Below are 18,188 nucleotides of genomic sequence, written 5' to 3' on the forward strand. Positions count from 1 at the left end.
CGGCAATATGCAAGAACGCAGATGGGCCGTGCCATCCATCAGAGCAGGTGAATCATCCATTCGGCGGACGCTTCCGCTTGGCGAGTACCCCTTGTCGGCTCGCGCCTCTTTGCTGGTGCTTGGTTTTTCCATGGCGCACGGCGCTTACCCTCTAATGATAAATCGCAGGCGCCATCCTTGTATTCCTGCAGGCAAGGACGGTGACGGAGCCTGCCCGCCCGCGTCTCCAGACACCAACACGATCTCAGCCGCAAGCAGCGGCATCGTTAAGAAGGGCATTTTTGCGGCTAAGTTTCACCGACGGCTCTTGGGATTTATCCAGGCACGCAGCCTTCCCCGCGGTTGCTGGGTTAAGCCTGTCCACAACTATACTTTTGCTGCGTTGCAACATAGACAATACCGCGTTACTGTGGGCCGAGACCGCGGATTGAGAAAAGGTTCCGTCAGATGCTTGACGCAAGCACATCCAAACCGAACGATCTGGAAACCATCGCCCGCAGCGGCGGGGCCTTCCGTCGCATGGCTGCGCGCATCCCCACCTATCTTACGGACCTGCGCGAGAACCCGGCCTGGTTACCGATGTTCCTGCTGGCGCGGACGATGCCGTTCCGCAAGGCGCATTGGCTGACCGCCAGACCCGTGCGATCGAGTGCAAGTGCTGCGCCTTCGATGTTCGGTGACCTGAGAGCCGAAGCTGTTGCGGCCGAACTCAGGCGAACAGGTATCGCTACCGGTCTTACACTGCCGGCGCCGATTCAAACGGAAATCGCCCGCTTCGGCCAGGAAACACCGTGCTTTGGCAACTTCGATCGCAAGCTTGAGTTTCTCGCCGGTGAGCACGCAGACGCCGAGCGGCGCTTTGGCCGCACGATACTGAGCGGTCATCATTTCGAGCGGGTTCTGCACTGTGACGCCGCTTTGGCGGTGCAGCGGGACCCCTTGCTTCTCGACGTGGCAAGGCACTATCTCGGTGGCGAAGCCAAATTGATCACGACGCGCACATGGTGGAGCTTCCCGACGAAGTCGGCCTCGGAAGCCGATCTTAGCCGCGCCTCGTTCAAGTTCCATTTCGATCTCGACGATTGGCGGATGTTGAAATTCTTTTTCTACCTCTCCGACGTCGATGCCGATGCCGGCCCGCATGTCTATGTGCGCGGCAGCCACAACCGCCGGCGTATGAAGCATCAATTGACACTGCTCGTTGGCCATCCGGCGGAAGAGGTGCTGGGTTTCTATGGTGAAGACAGCGCACTCACGCTGACCGGAAAGGCTGGCACGGGTTTTGTCGAAGACCCCTTTGGTTTTCATATGGGGACATTGGCAAAACAGTCCCCGCGCCTGATGATGGAGGTCGGGTTCGGCGTGTCGAAGCCGTCCGAACGCCGCTATCACGGTGAACCCGTCATCCGCTGAACTCGGCGGCAACGGAAAGCCGCCGCCGAGCGATTGCGCCGAAACTACCGTTCAGTGCTGGCCGTTTTCGTGTCGGCCGTAGCACCGTTGTCGCTTCCCGCATTTGTTCCGTCGGTGGTACCTTTGTTCTTTTCCTGACCCCAGCCATTGTTTCCCTTGGCGGTGGTCTCAGGCGGGCAGTAATCGCCCGCGTAGGCGACAACGCTCGCGCCGGCAAACAGCATCGCGATGCTGAGAGCGACAGATTGCATTAACTTTCTTGATGTCATCATGGCCTCCCTTGTGCCAAACTTAAGCCCTTAAACATGAGCTTACCGGGCGGCGATGTCACGTTGGCGCTTGTGAGGTCTGGCTTGACCAGACGGGGTAGAAATTCCCTCGAAGCTTCGTCCATCCGAAGTACACGGAGACGCCGGTGCGCAGGGCGGGCATTATGTTGCCCCCGCCGGCGTGCCGGTCTGACCTTTGCGAGCAAAGGGCAGAGTCGTCGGAACGTTTCCGCGCGCGCCGGCCGCCAAGATGCGCTTATTCTGTTCGAAGCTGTAGCTCCGAACCTGGCGTTGTGGTGCAAAGAATATAGCAACTACGTCTATTGGTAGAATTGCCGATGGGCGAGAAGCGCGCCACGGCGGGCGGTTGGCAGAGGCGTTGGCTAAAATGGGCAAGACCCGAGCGGTTTGCGAGACAGCACCGCTCGGGTCTCCGGTCGCGTCTCCCACGAGTGATGGTCGCGCCATGTAGAGGCTTCATGCGGGGGATCGACAAAACCTCCAGCCGATCAAGGAACGTAGCTCTGATTGGCCTTATTATATTAGCGAAAGCTAAGATAGTATGCAATATGAGCGTTCGTCACTATCCAGATTCGCGGGCAACGATCCTTGACGCCGCCTTACGAGAGCATGCCCGGATGGGATTCGATGATTGGCGGCGGGGATTTCGAGTGTCGCCCGATTTCCAATGCGCAAATGATCCGTCGCTTCATCCGCCCGCCACGGCGCTGCATAAGCCGCTGAAAGCGGATGACCTATACGTGCTTCGATCGTCAAGGGATGCTTGCTCAGACGTGGTCTGCGGGCATATTCTGGGCATTTCGCGGGCCTGCCCCAGCGCTCAGCCACGCTGGTAGGCGCGGCGATAAAAGGGAGGTTAATTATGAAAATCGCATCGATATTTGCCGTCGGATGGATCGGATTCTGCGCAATTGCCTCCTTTGCCTCGGCAGAGGATGCGCACACAATGATCGTGCCGGATGACGTCAAGTGGGCCGCGGCCCCCAAAATGCTTCCAGCCGGCGCAGAAGTGGCAGTCTTGTTCGGCAATCCCACCAAGGAAGGTTTGTTTGTCCTTCGGCTGAAAGTACCATCCGGGTATGCAATCGCACCGCACACGCATCCTGCAGATGAGGTGGTCACGGTCATCTCAGGCACTGCAATGCTCGGAATGGGTGAAGCCGCCGATCGCAGCGCGACCAAGGCACTACCTGCGGGAAGCTTCTTCGCGCTGCCTCCCGACATGGCGCATTTCGTTTACTTCGACGAAGAGACTGTTGTCCAAGTCACCACCAATGGACCGTGGGGTCTTAAGTACGTCAATCCGTCGGATGATCCTCAAACGTCGCAATAGGTAGCCCCGGGCTTGAGTGCCAAAACGCCCCCGCCGCCCAGCGCGGCGGGGCGGGTAAAACATTCGTGCGGGATACATGCAGTTGAGGTGCTCACCACGGCACATTTGGCGAGTTCGCGTAGGGAGATTGCGTCATCCGCAGGGGCGCCAAGCCAGTCGCCAATCTCGACTGATTACGGAAATCCGTTTCGGTTGTTTGAAATGTCGCAACTGCAAATCCGTCAATCGAATAAATTCAATGACTTGAAAAAATACAGAAAAGGACTTGTTCGATCGAGAAAATCATGGCGGCAATGGCCCATCGCAAGGGAGATTTCCGATGCACACCAAACCAAATGCCCCGGTTCTTGACAGCTACTGGATGCCATTTACCGCCAACCGGCAATTCAAGGCGGCACCACGTCTACTCGAGTCGGCTGAGGGGATGCACTACACTGCGACCGACGGCCGCAAGATTCTCGATGGCACGGCGGGGCTATGGTGTGTCAACGCCGGCCACGGGCGGCGCCAGATCGCAGCGGCGGTCGAGCGTCAGTTGACCACACTGGACTATGCGCCGTCTTTCCAGATGGGCCACCCGATCGCGTTCGATTTTGCCGAGCGGTTGGCGGAAATTGCGCCGGGCGGGCCGGACAATCGGCTCGACCGGGTTTTCTTCACGGGTTCCGGCTCGGAATCGGTGGATACGGCATTGAAGATTGCCATCGCCCACCAGCGTGCCATCGGTCAGGGCACGCGAACCCGGCTGATCGGGCGCGAGCGCGGATATCACGGCGTCGGCTTCGGCGGTATTTCGGTCGGCGGCCTGGTCAACAATCGCCGTGTCTTCCCGCAACTCGCCGGCTCCGACCATCTGCGGCACACTCATGATCTTGCCCGCAACGCCTATGTGAAGGGCCAGCCCGAGCACGGAGCGGAGCTTGCCGACGATCTCGAGCGCCTGGTTGCGCTTCACGGCGCCGAAACGATCGCGGCCTGCATCGTCGAGCCCGTGGCAGGCTCGACCGGCGTGCTCGTGCCGCCGAAAGGCTATCTCGACCGGCTGCGGGCAATCTGCGACCGTCACGGCATTCTCCTGATCTTCGACGAGGTCATCACCGGCTTCGGCCGCCTTGGCGCCGGCTTCGCGACGGACTATTTCGGTGTCCGTCCGGACATCGTCACAACCGCGAAGGGATTGACCAACGGCGCGATCCCGATGGGGGCCGTCTTTACCAGCCGCGCCGTGCATGACGCGCTGATGCATGGGCCTGAAAGTCAGATCGAGCTTTTCCATGGCTACACTTATTCCGGTCACCCGGCAGCATGCGCCGCGGGCCTTGCCACGCTGGAGATCTACCGGGACGAGGGGCTTTTCACGCGCGCTGCCGAACTCGAAACAGCATGGCACGACACCCTGCACTCCCTGAAGGGCCTGCCGCATATCGTCGATATCCGCACCATAGGCCTGATTGCCGGCATCGAGCTTGCATCCCGCGACGGCGCAGTCGGCGCGCGCGCCTATGACGTCTTCGTCGATTGCTTCCAGAAGGGCCTGCTGATCAGGGTTACCGGCGACATCATCGCCTTCTCGCCGCCCCTCATCATCGAGAAGGAGCAGATCGGCGAGATCGTCTCCGTGCTTGGCGATGCCCTGAAACGGGCCTTGTGATTGATGTGCCGGCAGCGCGGCCGGTGTCGGGTCGCGCTTCGGTATCGTGCCTTCGAAAAGTCCTATTGGCAGTTGAAATGTGAATGGTCTGTTAACGTGTAGCCCATTCACACCTCGACGCCGGCTTCGTCAAAACTGCGGATGGGAACACTCTCCCGACACGATGCGTTATGCCATCGGCCGAGTACTGCTCGGCTACCGCATCGAGTGGGGCTAAGAAGGAAAAAACGATGAATAAATCTGTCGCGATGATGCTTTTCGCCGTGTCAATGGGCGCAACCGGCGGTACCGCCGCCAGAGCGGCCGATCTGCGGGCCAACGACCCGGTCCCGACGTACCAGGAATCGGACGTCCGCGGCGGCGTAAAGATCGGTTATCTCCAGTGCGATGTCGGCGGCGGCGCCGGCTACGTTCTGGGGTCCGCCAAGGACATCGACTGCGTATTCCACTCCGCTGTCGGTGAAGAGCGCACGGACCACTATACCGGTGCGGTGCGAAAGATGGGCGTCGACCTCGGCTTCACGACCCGCAGCAAGCTGGTCTGGGCAGTCTTTGCGCCGACGGCGGGCTATCATCAGGGCTCCCTGAGCGGCCTCTATCAGGGGGCGAGCGCTGAGGCGACGGTCGGTGCCGGCGTCGGCGCCAATATTCTGGTCGGCGGCACGTCGGGTTCGATTCACCTCCAGACGGTCAGCGTCACGGGGCAGATTGGCCTGAACCTCGCTGCCGGCGGCACTTCTGTAACCCTCACTGCCATAAACTGAGCGCTCGCCAACGGACGTTGGCCGAAACCACAGACCACCGCATGGTTGCGCGTCAGCCATGCGGTGTTCTTTGCGCGAAGTGCAATACCGCCTACTCATCATGGGTCGAGCCGGCAGCGCGAAAACGTTCCTCGAATTCGCGCCGCAGGCTGCGCCGCGTCTCTGCCGCACGCAGGCGGCGTTCGCGTATCTCATCGGCCGGCTTATAGATCGGCACAGTGGTTGGGCGCCCTTCCGCATCCACGGCAACCATCGTGAAGTAGCAGGAATTGGTGTGCCGTCGCTCACCGGTGCGGATATTCTCCGCCTCGACCCTTATGCCGACTTCCATGGAGGTCCGTCCGGCGTAGTTGATCGAAGCGCGAAAGGTGACGAGTTCACCGACATGGATCGGCTGGCGAAAGACGACCTGATCGACAGACAAAGTCACGGCATATTCCTGCGAATATCGCGACGCACAGGAGTAAGCGACCCGGTCCAAGAGATTGAGCAGCGCCCCGCCATGGACCTTGCCGCTGAAATTCGCCATGTCGGGCGTCATCAATACGACCATCTCGAGTTGGCTCGTGTCGTGACCGTCTTGCATGCTCAATCTCCAACTCCAATTGCCACAGCGCCGATCGCATCAGGCACACAGTGTCTCAACCCGGATTGGCAAATGTAGGCGAGATTAAAAAAACGGGATAGGTGTCAATACCGAAGATCGGAAAAAATATGCAGAAACAACTCCAATATATCAATATAACAAATTGTTTTTAAACGCTAAATATTAGTCTCTATCAGCAAAACGGGTCGCTCCGGTTTCTTGCGCGATTAACACTGGCAAAAACCCTCCTAAGTATCTATATTGAAATCATAATCTTACCTTTGGCTGGGCAGCAACATGGGATCAAGTGCCTACCTGGATCGAACCGTATTTTGAGGAGAGTATCCCGCCGCCCCATCTTTCCTTTCGCGGATGTCCCCGCGGCGGTCCAGGCGGCGGACACTTGCCGGCCCGGTCGTGATCCTGATTACGTCACACGTATTTGATCATCGCAGGTTGTGCCGATGCCCGGAATCGGCAAGCCTGTCCTGAACAAAGGCCTTGGCGTCGCCGACCGCAGTCCTCAAATCGCCACCGCTGGCCAGCCGCGCCGCAATTGCGCTCGCCAGCATGCAACCGGTCCCGCGCATCGAGACGGCAAGGCGAGGAGCCGAGAAGCACTGGACGGCGTTGCCTGCCTGAACAAGTATATCGACCGAGTCCAGGCCGTCGCCATGGCCTCCCTTGACAAGAACCGCTTGCACCCCGGCGGCAACCAACTCTCGTGCCTGGGCGATTGCAGCCTCCCGCGGTTCGTTGTTCATCGGACCTGTGAGAAGCGAAAGCTCCGGCAGGTTCGGTGTAATCAGAGCGCATTGGAGAAACAGCCGATGCAACGAGGCTTTCGCGTTCGGGGCAAGCAGTACGCCGCCCGATGAGGATGCAAGAACCGGATCGAGCACCACCGGAATATCCGGATGGTCCGTCAGAACCGTAGCGACGGCCGTAATCGTCGCGGCCGTTGCCAGCATACCGATCTTGATCGCATCGACGTGATTGGATGTAAGTGCAGCGCGCATCTGCTGGAGGACGCGCTCTGGCGGAATGGCATCGACATGCTGAACGCCGTGATGGCTCTGGACGGTCACCGCGGTCACTGCCACCGAGGCCTTCACCCCAAACGCGGCCAGTGTCTCGATGTCACGGACGATGCCGGCGCCGCCCGAGGAATCCGAGCCGGCGACCACAAGCACATGCGGCCACGTCTTCATCGAAATTGCGCCGTCCGCTCAATCCACTCTCGCGTGCGCGCTTGCGGATCCGCACTGAGGGTGATGTCGGTGACGACGGCGGCACTGTCGGCGCCATGGGCAAAGACGCTGCCGATACGCGCGGTGTTGATCCCGCCGATGGCGACAAGTGGCAGGTTGCCGATACGCACCTTCCAGTCGCGCAGCCTGTCGAGACCCTGCGGCGCCCATGTCATTGCCTTGAGGATCGTCGGCCAGACCGGCCCGAGCGCCACGTAGTCCGGCGCTGCTTCCAGCGCCGTCTCGAGCTCCGCCTCGTCATGGGTAGAGAGGCCGAGCTTCACGCCCGCGCAGCGGATGGCGGCGAGATCGGCGGTGGCCAGATCCTCCTGGCCGAGATGGACGAAATCGCAACCCTCGTCGATCGCCATCCGCCAATAGTCGTTGATGATGAGCTGGCAGCCATGCGCCGCGCAGATCGTTTTCGCGCGGCGGATGTTTTGGCGCAATTCGGCCGCGGTGCAATCCTTCTTGCGCAGCTGGACGAGCTTCACGCCGAGCGGCACCAGGCGCTCGATCCAGTCGGCACTGTCGACGATCAGATAGAAGGGATCAAGCTTCATGAAAACACCGCCTTGCCGATGACCGGTGTCGAGGGCACCGCCATGTCGCGCGGTTCGAGCATGCCGGCTCGAAAAGCAATGCGACCCGCTTCGATCGCGCCGGTAAACGCCGCAGCCATCGCCGCCGGATCGGCAGCACCGGCAACGGCGGTGTTCAGCAGCACCGCATCGTAACCGATCTCCATGACGATGGCGGCATGGGATGGCCGCCCGATGCCGGCATCGACGATCAGCGGGATATCCGGAAATTGCGCCCGCAAGCTGCGCAAGGCCGGCAGGTTGACCGGCCCCATGGCCGAGCCGATCGGCGCGCACCAGGGCATCAGCACTTGGCATCCCGCTTCCATGAGGCGTTCCGCCACCACGAGGTCATCGGTCGTATAGGGAAAGACCTTGAACCCTTCGCCGCTCAGGATGCGGGCCGCCTCGACCAACGCGAACACGTCGGGCTGCAGCGTGTCGTGGTTGCCGATCACCTCCAGCTTGATCCAGTCCGTGGCAAATACCTCGCGGGCCATCTTTGCCGTCAGCACCGCTTCTGCAACAGTGTGGCATCCCGCGGTGTTGGGGAGAACCCTGACGCCAAGCGTTCGGATCAGCTGGAAGAAGGCGCCGCCCGCGCGGCTGCCCGCCATCTCGCGGCGAAGCGACACAGTGACGATGTCGGTTTTTGATGCACGCACCGCCTCGGCGAGGATGGCCGGCGAGGGGTAGCGCGCCGTTCCGAGCAGCAGGCGAGAGGCAACGACGTGTCCATAAAGCTCAAGCACCGTCAACCTCCCTGCATGGGAGAGAGGATTTCGATGCGGTCGCGGTCGCAAAGGGTAAAATCCGAGCGATCCTCGCGATGGACCAGTTCGCCATTGACGGCTGTCGCCAGCCACTCGCCCTCGTATTCAAGCGAGGCGAGAAGGTCCGAAAGGACGGAGATATCCGTGTAGTGGTCTTCGCCGTTGATTGTCAGTTTCATCGGCCAGCTCCGATCTGAAGTGGAATGATGTTGCGTTCGGAAGGGGCAAGCAAGCTTGGGCGAACCAAAGACTGTTGCCCGTTGTCAGCTTGCATACCGACGATGCAGGTTGCGGCGTCCTTCGCCATTGAGGGAGCGAGCAGAAACCCGTGGCGGTAAAAGCCGTTGAGGCGGATGGCGCTTCCATCGACCGAGAGGCGTGGCAGATTGTCGGGGTAGGCAGGGCGCACGCCGGCGCCGGTTTCGATCACGCGCGCCTCTCCGAAGGTCGGATGAAGCGTATAGGCGGCGTTTAGAAGCTCCATCAGCGACCGGGCACTCACCGGTCCCGCATCGTCGCTCTCGATCATGGTCGCGCCGATCATGAAACGGCCATCGCCGCGCGGAACGACGTAGAGCGGGATGCGCGGATGCAGCAGCCGGACTGGGCGCGACAGGCTCACGTCGGGCGTTTCCAGCATCAGCATCTCGCCGCGCACGCCGCGCAGTTCCGCCGCCTGGCCGATTGCGTTTGCCCCGGTGCAATCCACGACATGATCGAACCCGGCCTCCGGAAAATCTGGCCCGGCGCCGAGATGAAAGCGTACGCCGCTCGCCTGCAGCCTGCCGTAGAGAGCCGTTATTGCACGACGCGGATCGAGATGCGCCTCGTGCCGGAAATGCAGTGCCTTTCGGAACCGCCCGGCGAGATCGGGTTCCAGGGCGGCGATGTCATCCGCATCCAGCCAGTCGCAGCCGGACGTGCGGGCCGCGAAGCGGGCAAGCTCGCCGGTATCGCGCTGCGGCGCGACGACCAGTGTGCCTTTGCAGATGACGTGGCCGGGCAGGACTGTGTGCCACCAGTCGGCAGCCTCGCGTCCGAGCGCCAGCACGGTGTCGGGTGCACTTTCACTTTCGCACCAGGGCGCCAGCATGCCGCCGGCAAACCAGGAGGCGCCGCCGCCGACGTACCGTGCGATCTCCGCCACCTCGACGGCGGCGCCTCTCGCCGTCAGCTCATGGGCAAGCGTGAGACCGGCAACGCCGGCCCCCTTGATCAGGACGCGCATGATCACTCTCCTGAAGGCGCGACGGTCCCATCCGCACCAAGCGGCATATAGAGTTCGCCGCCGGCCTGGAACTTCGCGGCCATGGCTTCGAGGCCCTCTTTCTGGGCCTCGGCGCGAATGTCATGCGATATCCGCATGGAGCAGAATTTTGGCCCGCACATCGAGCAGAAATGCGCCACCTTGTGGGCCTCCTTCGGCAGGGTTTCGTCGTGGAAGGAGCGGGCTGTTTCCGGATCGAGCGAGAGATTGAACTGATCCTCCCAGCGGAACTCGAAGCGGGCGCGCGACAGCGCATCGTCGCGAACCTGCGCTGCGGGGTGCCCCTTGGCGAGATCGGCTGCGTGCGCCGCGATCTTGTAGGTGATGACGCCAACCTTGACGTCATTGCGATCGGGCAATCCCAGATGCTCTTTCGGCGTGACGTAGCAGAGCATCGCCGTGCCGAACCAGCCGATCATGGCAGCACCGATGCCCGAGGTGATGTGGTCGTAGCCTGGCGCAATGTCGGTCGTCAGTGGCCCGAGCGTATAGAAGGGCGCCTCGCCGCAGACTTTCAGCTGCTTGTCCATGTTTTCCTTGATCTTGTGCATCGGCACATGGCCGGGGCCCTCGATCATCACCTGGCAATCCTTCGCCCAGGCGATCTGCGTCAGTTCGCCGAGCGTCTCGAGTTCGGCGAATTGCGCGGCGTCGTTGGCATCGGCGATCGAGCCCGGGCGCAGGCCATCGCCGAGCGAGAAGGAGACGTCATAGGCGCGGCAGATGTCGCAGATTGCCTCGAAATGCTCGTAGAGGAAGCTCTCCTTGTGGTGATGCAGGCACCACTTGGCCATGATCGAGCCGCCGCGCGAGACGATGCCGGTGACGCGGTTGACGGTGAGCGGAATGTAATGCAACCGGACGCCGGCATGGATGGTGAAGTAGTCGACGCCCTGCTCGGCCTGCTCGATGAGGGTGTCGCGGAAGACCTCCCAGGTGAGATCCTCGGCAATGCCGTTGACCTTTTCCAGTGCCTGGTAAAGCGGCACCGTGCCGATCGGGACGGGCGAATTGCGGATGATCCATTCGCGGATGTTGTGAATGTTGCGGCCGGTCGAGAGATCCATGACGGTGTCGGCGCCCCAGCGCGTTGCCCAGACCATCTTCTCGACTTCCTCGGCCATCGAGGAGGTGACGGCCGAATTGCCGATGTTGGCGTTGATTTTCACCAGGAAATTGCGGCCGATGATCATCGGCTCGGCTTCGGGGTGATTGATGTTGGCTGGAATGATCGCCCGGCCGGCCGCGACCTCGGCCCGGACGAATTCCGGCGTGACATGATCGGGAATATGGGCACCGAAACTTTCGCCGTCGCGGACGAGCGCTTCCTTTGCAGCCTTGCGGCCGAGGTTTTCGCGGATGGCAATATATTCCATTTCCGGCGTGATGATCCCGGCCCGCGCGTAGGCAAGCTGGGTGACGGCCTTGCGGTCCCTGGCCTTCAGCGGCGAGTTGCGGATCGGAAATTCCGGCGTTAGCCGTTCGCCCGTGGCATAGCCGTTGTCTTCCGGTTTGACATGTCGGCCCTCATACGCCTCGACGTCGCCGCGGGCAGTCACCCAGGCGGCGCGCAGTCGCGGCAGGCCGGCGTCGATCGAGACGGCATGCGATGGATCGGTGTAGGGCCCGGAGCTGTCATAGACGGTGACGGGCGGCTCGCCGGATGTCGGATGAAGTGCGATCTGGCGCATTGGCACGCGAATGTCCGGATGCATCTCCCCGGCAACATGGATCTTTCGCGATGCGGGCAGCGGCCCGGTCGTGACGGTCGGAGTGAGGTTTTTTGCGGCAATATTCATGGTTTGAGGCTCCAAATTTTAAGGTTGGAGACCCAGTCATCAAAGCCGGAATGATGAAAAGACGCCGACGCGAGTCCACAAATGGAATTCGAGCCGCAACAGCGCTTGCACCGTCCCTACGCCAGTATGAACTGGATCAGGTTCAACGGGTCACTGCGCTGATGAAGGCGGCAAGGCCGCCTGTCACGCCAGCAGTATCTCAGCCCCTTGTCGGGACCCCCCTGGTGAATGCAGCAAGTAAGGCATGGTTCAGGACGGCCCGTCAAGGCCTTGTTGGCGCGACTGGCGCGACTGGGCGTGAAGCGGCGGCTGCTCTTTTGCGCCTGCATGGCAAGCTGTAAAGATTTTCAATGATTTCAGTCTTTGTCTCGACAGCGCGGCTGTGGCAAATTATCTATAAAAAATGACCTCGACGCACGAAGACACCATCGCCAGCCGTATCAGCCGCATCCTTGCCGACAGGATCGTGACGGGGGAGCTCGATCCGGGCACGAAATTGCGCCAGGATCATATCGCCGAGGAGTTCGGAACGAGCCATGTGCCGGTGCGCGAAGCCTTTCGCCGGCTGGAGGCGCAGGGCTTGGCGGTCAGCGAGCCGCGCCGCGGCGTGCGGGTCGCGTCTTTCGATCTCAAGGAAGTCCGCGAGGTAGCACAGATGCGGGCGGCGCTGGAAGTCCTGGCGCTTCGGCACGCGGCGCCACACCTGACGCCGTCGATCCTCGATCAGGCAGAGGAAGCGACGGTCGCCGGCGACAACTCCCGCGACGTTCGGTCCTGGGAGGAGGCCAACCGGCGCTTTCACAGCTTGATTCTGGCACCTTGCAGCATGCCCCGCCTCCTGACTTCGATCAACGATCTGCACGCCGCCAGCGCGCGTTTTCTGTTTGCGAGCTGGCGTTCGGAATGGGAAGTCCGTACCGATCACGACCATCGTGCGATCCTGACGTTTCTGCGCCAGGGCAATATCGAAAATGCCGCTGCCGTCCTTGAGCGCCACGTGCAATGGATCGGCCAAAAACCAGTCCGGAACGCCTCAGGAACGACGCGCGAGGCCTTCGCGATCGTCGGCTGACCGCCGGCTGACCGGTGCCTGTCAGCTTCTTGCCTGACATAGACCCACCCGTGTCCGGCACAGAAGCTCAAATCTTCTCTTGATTGCAGTTTTATAGCTACTCAACGAAAGGGCGCTTGCGTCCGATTGCGTCGCGATAAATTATAGATAATATCAACTCTTATCTATACTGGTATTTGCAAGCAGTCGCATCGAAGGGAGCCGATCGAGAATGTTGCACGAAAACACAGCCGAGAACCGCGCAGAAGCGCCTAAAAGTGCCCTGGAGAAATGCACGTCGCTCGCGCAGGCTAAAATTATCTATAATTTGCCGTTCAATGATTTGCTGTATCGCGCCCAAACCGTTCATCGCGCCAATTTCGATCCCAATGCCGTGCAGTTGAGCCGGCTTTTGTCGATCAAGACGGGCGGCTGTGCCGAGGATTGCGGTTATTGCAGCCAGTCGGCCCATTCGCCGACCGGTCTCAAGGCTTCCAAGCTCATGATGGTCGAAAAGGTCGTCGCCGAAGCGCGCAAGGCAAAGGCTAAAGGGGCCACTCGCTACTGCATGGGCGCTGCCTGGCGCAGCCCGAAGGACCGCGACATGGAAACGCTCGTTGCGATGGTCGGAGGCGTCAAGGCGCTTGGAATGGAAACCTGCATGACACTCGGCATGCTGTCGCCCGCCCAGGCCGGCGAGCTGGCTAAGGCCGGCCTCGACTACTACAACCACAATATCGATACGTCGGAAGAATTCTACTCCGAAATCATCACCACGCGCACCTTTGCCGACAGGCTGGAGACCCTGTCGAACGTGCGCGAAGCGGGCATGAAGGTCTGCGCCGGTGGCATCCTTGGCATGGGCGAAACGACGGACGACCGCATCTCCATGCTGGTCACGCTCGCCAATCTCCAGCCTGCGCCCGAGAGCGTGCCGATCAACATGCTGATTCCCATACCCGGTTCGCGTCTCGCCGATGCCGAGCCGGTCGATCCCGTAGAATTCGTCAGGACCATCGCGCTCGCCCGCATCCTCATGCCGTCCACGCACGTCCGACTGTCGGCCGGACGCACGCAAATGAGCGACGAAATGCAGGCACTCTGTTTCTTCGCCGGCGCCAATTCGATTTTTGCCGGCGATACACTGCTCACCACCGAGAACCCGGGCGAGGATCACGACACGGCACTGTTCCGGCGCCTTGGTCTAAAGCCCATGGAGCTGGAGCCGGCTGAATGACGCCGACGCGGCTCGCACGCTACGAAGCGACGCTGGCGGGGCTGGAGCGCAGGGAGCGGCTTCGGACCCTGATGGCGCGGGACGGCGTCGATTTCAGCTCGAACGATTACCTCGGCTTTGCCGGTTCGACACGGCTGGCAACGGCGATCACGGCAGCGCTCCAGCGTGGTGTACCCGTCGGTGCGGGCGGCTCGCGGCTGTTGCGCGGTAACCATCCGGAACATGAAGCGCTGGAGGCAGAGGCTGCTGCCTTTTTCGGGGCCGAGCGCGCCCTTTATTTTAGTACCGGCTTTGCCGCCAACGCCGCGCTCTTCTCAACCTTGCCGCAGCGCGGCGATCTCATCGTGCATGACGCGCTCGTGCATGCCAGTGCGCACGAGGGGATGCAGGCGAGCCGGGCACAGGCGGTGCCCGCAGCGCACAACAACGTCGCCGCGTTCGAAGAGGCGATCGTCGGCTGGCGGCAGGGCGGCGGCACCGGCCATCCGTGGATCGCAGTCGAAAGCCTCTATTCGATGGACGGCGATCGCGCGCCGCTCGCAGCACTTGCGGCCCTTGCCGAACGCCATGCCGGCTTCCTGGTCATCGACGAAGCGCATGCGACCGGAGTGTTCGGTCCCGGCGGCCGTGGTCTCGCCGCCGACCTTGAGAACCGCAGGAACGTGATCGTGCTGCACACCTGCGGCAAGGCCCTCGGGGTCTCCGGCGCGCTGCTCGGTGCAAGCATGGCGCTGTGCGACTATCTGGTCAACCGGGCGCGTGGCTTCATCTATTCGACCGCGCCGTCGCCGCTGATGGCAGCTGCCGTGCGCGAAGCCCTGCGAATGCTCGTGGATGAGCCAAAGCGGCGCGCGGATTTCGACGCGTTGCGCAACTTTGCCAACAGGGAACTTGCCGAAAAGCTTGGGATGGAGGGTAGCGGCTCGCAAATCCTGCCCGTAATCATCGGCGACAACGGCCGGGCGGTGCGGATCGCCGCGCGTATGCGGGCCGAAGGCTTCGACATCCGGGCCATTCGCCCGCCGACCGTTCCCGAAGGCACGGCGCGGCTGAGGATCGCGATCACGCTCAACGTCGATGAAAGGGTCATCAGCCGCATGTTCGTGCGCCTGGCGGCCATCATGGCGGAGGAAACGCCGTGACGCGCTTCGTCGTGACCGGCACGGATACCGGCATCGGCAAGACGGTGTTTTCCGCCGCGTTGACTGCAGCACTTGGCGGCTCTTATTGGAAGCCGGTGCAGTCGGGGCTCAAGGAAGAAACGGACAGCCAGACCGTCAGCCGGTTGGGCTGCCTGCCGCCGGAACGCATTCTGCCGGAAGCCTATCGGCTCAGAACCCCCGCGTCGCCGCATCTTTCTGCGCGGCTCGACAACGTCGAGATCGCGCCCGAGACCCTGACGCCGCCACTGACCGACACGCCGCTCGTCATCGAAGGAGCCGGAGGTCTTTTGGTGCCGTTGACGGAAAACCACGTCTTCGCCGATGTCTTTGCGCGCTGGCGCATCCCCGCGATCCTCTGCGCGCGCACGGGGCTCGGCACGATCAATCACACGCTGCTGTCGCTCGAAGCGCTGCGCAACAGGTCCATCCCCATTTTCGGCGTGGCGTTTATCGGCGAGGAGGAAGCGGAAACGCAACGGATCATTGGCGCGATGGGGCAAGTGCGGGTTCTCGGGCGTCTGCCGCCCCTTGACCCGCTGACGCCGGCGCGCTTGCAACACACCTTTCGCGATCATTTCCCTCTTTCTTCCTTTCAGGGGAGGACGGCATGAACTCACCCGTCTGGCACCCCTTCACCCAGCATGCGCTAGAACCGTCGATGAAGCGCATTGTGCAAACAGGCGGCGCCTGCCTGATCGATGAGGACGGTTCGCGCATCCTCGATGCGATTTCTTCCTGGTGGGTCATTACCCATGGCCACCGCCATCCCGTGATCATGAGAGCGATCCAGGCGGCATGCGAGACCTACGATCAGATCATCTTCGCCGAATATACCCACGAGCCTGCCGAAACACTGGCGCGAGGCCTGGTCGAGGTCGCGCCGGCCGGGCTCACGCATGTGTTCTATTCTGACAGCGGCTCGACCTCCGTCGAAGTAGCGCTGAAAATGGCGCTCGGCTTCTTCCACAATTCCGGTGCGCCGCGCAGCCGGATCTGCGTCATGGAGGACGGCTATCACGGCGATACGATCGGCACGATGTCGGCAGGCGAACGCGGCGTCTTCAACGCGGCCTATGAGCCGCTGCTGTTCGGCGTCGACCGGCTGCCGTTTCCGGTGACCGGCCGGGAGCAGGCGACGTTCGATGCTTTCGAGCGTTTCTGCGCGACGGGCCAGGTGGCGGCGTTGTTGATCGAGCCGCTTGTTCTGGGGGCAGGCGGCATGCGCGTCTATCCGGCGACGATCATCAGCGAACTGAAACGGATCGCCGAACGCCACGATGTGCTGATGATCGCCGACGAGGTGATGACCGGCTGGGGGCGCGCGGGCAGCCTGTTTGCCTGCGAGCAGGCCAGTGTGATGCCTGATATCCTTTGCACGTCCAAGGGCCTGACCGGCGGCAGCCTGCCGCTTGCCGCGACGCTCTGCACCGCCGAGATATTCGAAGCGCATCTGTCTGCGGACCGTCGCCGGACGTTCTTCCATTCAAGCTCCTATACCGCCAATCCGATCGCCTGCGCGGCCGCGGTCGCTAATCTTGCCGTGTGGAAGGACGAGCCGGTGCGCGAGCGCATCGGCTCTCTAGTGGGCATGCAACAGGAGCGGCTTGCCCGTTTCCAGGAGGATCTGCGCTTCGCCAGTATCCGGCAGGCGGGCACGATCACGGCTCTCGATCTGCGCGTCCCGGCAGGCGGCTATCTGTCGGATGTCGGTCCCCGGCTCAGGGCCTTCTTTCGCGAGCGAAATCTGTTGATCCGGCCGCTGGGAAACGTGATCTACCTGATGCCACCTTATTGTGTCACAGCCGCCGAACTCGACCGGGCCTATGACGCCATCGACGAAGCGGCCGCGTATTTCGCGGCGGGGCGGCTTTGATGGGCGCGCGGTCGTCGCGGCTTGCAGGTTTCGGTCATTGCGTTCCTCATCGGCGTGTCGAAAACACCGAGATCGAGGAACGGCTCGGCCTGGAGGCGGGCTGGATCGAGCGTCGGACCGGCATCAGGGCGCGGCATTGGGCCGAGCCGGGCGATACGCTGTCGGGTCTTGCGGCGCGCGCCGGCGCGGCCGCCATTCGAGATGCCGGCATAGTCCCCGGCGATATCGCACTCACGCTTCTTGCTACCTCAACGCCAGATCATCTCTTGCCGCCTTCGGCGCCGCTTCTTGCCCATCAGCTCGGGCTTGCCAATTCCGGTGCGATCGATCTCGCCGGTGCTTGTTCCGGCTTCCTCTATGCGCTGACGCTCGCCGACGGCTTTGTCCGCGCGCAGGGCCGTCCGGTCCTGGTCGTTGCGGCCAATATATTGAGCCGCCGGATCAACCCGGCCGAGCGGGCAAGCGCGGTGCTGTTTGCCGATGCCGCAGGCGCCGTCGTGCTGATGCCGTCTGAGGCCGCCGACACGGGGCTACTCGGCGTCGACCTTGCGTCCGATGGCAGCCGCTACGACCTGATCTCGATTCCGGCTGGCGGAAGCAACCGGCCCTTTGCAGCGGACGTCGCAGCGAGCGAATGCCTGATGACGATGCGTGACGGCCGGGAAATGTATACGCAGGCGGTCGGGATGATGAGCCTGTGTGGCGAACGGGCACTTGCAAAAGCAGAACTCGCCGCCGCGGATGTCAGCCGTTTTATTCCGCACCAGGCAAACGCCCGCATCTTCGATGCCGTCTCAAGTCATCTTGGCATCGAAGCGGAAAAGACCGTTCGCACGATCATGGACTACGGAAACTCCTCGGCCGCTACGATCCCGCTTTCCCTTTCGCTTGCCCATCAGGTCACGCCATTTGCCGCGGGCGAAAAACTGCTGTTGACTGCGGCGGGCGCGGGACTGACCGGTGGCGCCTGCGTGATCGGTATTTGAGGAGATTTTTTTGTCAGCGGGGGAAAATTGCCTGCCCCGACGACAGCGGACCGGGCCTCCCCAAGGACGCGAACGGAACGCACGATGATATTGGAAGCATAATTTGAACACTCTCACGGATCGGTGGCGGGAGCTGGCTTTCCCGCCACTCGGCCAACTGCCTTCGCCGCC

At 61.9% G+C, this 18,188-nt stretch carries 18 protein-coding genes and 1 riboswitch; of the genes, 10 read left to right on the forward strand and 8 right to left on the reverse strand.

Annotation, left to right across the window (positions count from 1 at the left end):
• Positions 1-447: 447 nt before the first annotated feature.
• A complete protein-coding gene (locus A3AY_RS0129500; protein WP_018329271.1) occupies positions 448-1,413 on the forward strand; it encodes a phytanoyl-CoA dioxygenase family protein in 966 nt (321 codons plus the stop codon).
• A 44-nt stretch (positions 1,414-1,457) separates the two neighbouring features.
• Here A3AY_RS0129500 and A3AY_RS0129505 read toward each other — a convergent pair whose 3' ends face one another.
• On the reverse strand, positions 1,458-1,682 hold the full coding sequence (locus A3AY_RS0129505; RefSeq protein WP_154663349.1) for a hypothetical protein: 225 nt from the start codon (positions 1,680-1,682) through the stop codon (positions 1,458-1,460).
• A gap of 883 nt (positions 1,683-2,565) precedes the next feature.
• Between A3AY_RS0129505 and A3AY_RS0129510 the strand changes: the two genes are divergently transcribed.
• The 3 genes from A3AY_RS0129510 to A3AY_RS0129520 all read left to right on the forward strand — a co-directional run bounded on the left by A3AY_RS0129510 (position 2,566) and on the right by A3AY_RS0129520 (position 5,451).
• Complete coding sequence (locus A3AY_RS0129510; protein WP_018329273.1) at positions 2,566-3,036, forward strand: cupin domain-containing protein; 471 nt, start codon at positions 2,566-2,568, stop codon at positions 3,034-3,036.
• A 319-nt stretch (positions 3,037-3,355) separates the two neighbouring features.
• Positions 3,356-4,687 carry an omega-aminotransferase AptA gene (gene aptA, locus A3AY_RS0129515; RefSeq protein WP_018329274.1) on the forward strand — a complete coding sequence of 444 codons (1,332 nt, stop codon included), beginning with the start codon at positions 3,356-3,358 and terminating at the stop codon, positions 4,685-4,687.
• Positions 4,688-4,917: 230 nt separating this feature from the next.
• The gene (locus A3AY_RS0129520; RefSeq protein ID WP_018329275.1) at positions 4,918-5,451 is read left to right on the forward strand and encodes a DUF992 domain-containing protein; all 534 of its coding nucleotides are present in this window, start codon (positions 4,918-4,920) and stop codon (positions 5,449-5,451) included.
• Between the two features lie 91 nt (positions 5,452-5,542).
• Here the strand turns inward: A3AY_RS0129520 and A3AY_RS0129525 are convergent, their stop codons facing one another.
• The 7 genes from A3AY_RS0129525 to thiC form a co-directional block, all read right to left on the reverse strand.
• The gene (locus A3AY_RS0129525; protein WP_018329276.1) at positions 5,543-6,037 is read right to left on the reverse strand and encodes an acyl-CoA thioesterase; all 495 of its coding nucleotides are present in this window, start codon (positions 6,035-6,037) and stop codon (positions 5,543-5,545) included.
• 446 nt (positions 6,038-6,483) lie between these two features.
• A complete protein-coding gene (locus tag A3AY_RS0129530) occupies positions 6,484-7,248 on the reverse strand; it encodes a hydroxymethylpyrimidine/phosphomethylpyrimidine kinase (RefSeq protein ID WP_018329277.1) in 765 nt (254 codons plus the stop codon).
• Positions 7,245-7,850, reverse strand: coding sequence for a thiamine phosphate synthase (locus A3AY_RS0129535; RefSeq protein ID WP_018329278.1), 606 nt, complete (start codon positions 7,848-7,850; stop codon positions 7,245-7,247). The genes A3AY_RS0129530 and A3AY_RS0129535 overlap by 4 nt, the downstream gene beginning before the upstream one ends.
• Complete coding sequence (locus A3AY_RS0129540; RefSeq protein ID WP_018329279.1) at positions 7,847-8,620, reverse strand: thiazole synthase; 774 nt, start codon at positions 8,618-8,620, stop codon at positions 7,847-7,849. The genes A3AY_RS0129535 and A3AY_RS0129540 overlap by 4 nt, the downstream gene beginning before the upstream one ends.
• A 2-nt stretch (positions 8,621-8,622) precedes the next feature.
• Entirely contained in the window at positions 8,623-8,820 is a 198-nt protein-coding gene (gene thiS / locus A3AY_RS0129545) for a sulfur carrier protein ThiS (RefSeq protein ID WP_018329280.1), read from the reverse strand.
• Positions 8,817-9,869: a glycine oxidase ThiO gene (gene thiO, locus A3AY_RS0129550; RefSeq protein ID WP_018329281.1), complete on the reverse strand. Its 1,053-nt coding sequence runs from the start codon at positions 9,867-9,869 to the stop codon at positions 8,817-8,819. The genes thiS and thiO overlap by 4 nt, the downstream gene beginning before the upstream one ends.
• 2 nt (positions 9,870-9,871) lie before the next feature.
• Positions 9,872-11,707 (reverse strand): phosphomethylpyrimidine synthase ThiC, encoded by a 1,836-nt coding sequence (gene thiC / locus A3AY_RS0129555; RefSeq protein ID WP_018329282.1) that lies wholly within the window; start codon positions 11,705-11,707, stop codon positions 9,872-9,874.
• A 95-nt stretch (positions 11,708-11,802) separates the two neighbouring features.
• Positions 11,803-11,940: riboswitch (TPP riboswitch) on the reverse strand.
• 170 nt (positions 11,941-12,110) lie between these two features.
• On the opposite strand from thiC, the gene A3AY_RS0129560 reads away from it, so the two are divergent.
• The 6 genes from A3AY_RS0129560 (at position 12,111) to A3AY_RS0129585 (ending at position 18,017) form a co-directional block, all read left to right on the forward strand.
• Complete coding sequence (locus A3AY_RS0129560) at positions 12,111-12,779, forward strand: GntR family transcriptional regulator (protein ID WP_018329283.1); 669 nt, start codon at positions 12,111-12,113, stop codon at positions 12,777-12,779.
• 211 nt (positions 12,780-12,990) lie between these two features.
• A complete protein-coding gene (gene bioB, locus A3AY_RS0129565; protein ID WP_018329284.1) occupies positions 12,991-13,995 on the forward strand; it encodes a biotin synthase BioB in 1,005 nt (334 codons plus the stop codon).
• Complete coding sequence (locus A3AY_RS0129570) at positions 13,992-15,137, forward strand: 8-amino-7-oxononanoate synthase (protein WP_018329285.1); 1,146 nt, start codon at positions 13,992-13,994, stop codon at positions 15,135-15,137. Before bioB ends, A3AY_RS0129570 begins: the two co-directional genes overlap by 4 nt.
• A complete protein-coding gene (gene bioD / locus A3AY_RS0129575; RefSeq protein WP_018329286.1) occupies positions 15,134-15,769 on the forward strand; it encodes a dethiobiotin synthase in 636 nt (211 codons plus the stop codon). Before A3AY_RS0129570 ends, bioD begins: the two co-directional genes overlap by 4 nt.
• Complete coding sequence (locus A3AY_RS0129580; RefSeq protein ID WP_018329287.1) at positions 15,766-17,031, forward strand: adenosylmethionine--8-amino-7-oxononanoate transaminase; 1,266 nt, start codon at positions 15,766-15,768, stop codon at positions 17,029-17,031. The genes bioD and A3AY_RS0129580 overlap by 4 nt, the downstream gene beginning before the upstream one ends.
• Entirely contained in the window at positions 17,031-18,017 is a 987-nt protein-coding gene (locus A3AY_RS0129585; RefSeq protein ID WP_018329288.1) for a beta-ketoacyl-ACP synthase III, read from the forward strand. The genes A3AY_RS0129580 and A3AY_RS0129585 overlap by 1 nt, the downstream gene beginning before the upstream one ends.
• Positions 18,018-18,188 lie beyond the last annotated feature (171 nt).

This window comes from Rhizobium giardinii bv. giardinii H152 (assembly GCF_000379605.1).
Taxonomy (GTDB): Bacteria; Pseudomonadota; Alphaproteobacteria; order Rhizobiales; family Rhizobiaceae; genus Pararhizobium; species Pararhizobium giardinii.

Excerpts from the sequence above, each read along its gene's own strand:
- A3AY_RS0129500 (WP_018329271.1), top strand. The coding sequence starts at position 448 with ATGCTTGACGCAAGCACATCCAAACCGAACGATCTGGAAACCATCGCC.
- A3AY_RS0129505 (WP_154663349.1), bottom strand. The coding sequence starts at position 1,682 with ATGACATCAAGAAAGTTAATGCAATCTGTCGCTCTCAGCATCGCGATG.
- A3AY_RS0129510 (WP_018329273.1), top strand. The coding sequence starts at position 2,566 with ATGAAAATCGCATCGATATTTGCCGTCGGATGGATCGGATTCTGCGCA.
- aptA (WP_018329274.1), top strand. The coding sequence starts at position 3,356 with ATGCACACCAAACCAAATGCCCCGGTTCTTGACAGCTACTGGATGCCA.
- A3AY_RS0129520 (WP_018329275.1), top strand. The coding sequence starts at position 4,918 with ATGAATAAATCTGTCGCGATGATGCTTTTCGCCGTGTCAATGGGCGCA.
- A3AY_RS0129525 (WP_018329276.1), bottom strand. The coding sequence starts at position 6,037 with ATGCAAGACGGTCACGACACGAGCCAACTCGAGATGGTCGTATTGATG.
- A3AY_RS0129530 (WP_018329277.1), bottom strand. The coding sequence starts at position 7,248 with ATGAAGACGTGGCCGCATGTGCTTGTGGTCGCCGGCTCGGATTCCTCG.
- A3AY_RS0129535 (WP_018329278.1), bottom strand. The coding sequence starts at position 7,850 with ATGAAGCTTGATCCCTTCTATCTGATCGTCGACAGTGCCGACTGGATC.
- thiS (WP_018329280.1), bottom strand. The coding sequence starts at position 8,820 with ATGAAACTGACAATCAACGGCGAAGACCACTACACGGATATCTCCGTC.
- thiO (WP_018329281.1), bottom strand. The coding sequence starts at position 9,869 with ATGCGCGTCCTGATCAAGGGGGCCGGCGTTGCCGGTCTCACGCTTGCC.
- thiC (WP_018329282.1), bottom strand. The coding sequence starts at position 11,707 with ATGAATATTGCCGCAAAAAACCTCACTCCGACCGTCACGACCGGGCCG.
- A3AY_RS0129560 (WP_018329283.1), top strand. The coding sequence starts at position 12,111 with ATGACCTCGACGCACGAAGACACCATCGCCAGCCGTATCAGCCGCATC.
- bioB (WP_018329284.1), top strand. The coding sequence starts at position 12,991 with ATGTTGCACGAAAACACAGCCGAGAACCGCGCAGAAGCGCCTAAAAGT.
- A3AY_RS0129570 (WP_018329285.1), top strand. The coding sequence starts at position 13,992 with ATGACGCCGACGCGGCTCGCACGCTACGAAGCGACGCTGGCGGGGCTG.
- A3AY_RS0129580 (WP_018329287.1), top strand. The coding sequence starts at position 15,766 with ATGAACTCACCCGTCTGGCACCCCTTCACCCAGCATGCGCTAGAACCG.
- A3AY_RS0129585 (WP_018329288.1), top strand. The coding sequence starts at position 17,031 with ATGGGCGCGCGGTCGTCGCGGCTTGCAGGTTTCGGTCATTGCGTTCCT.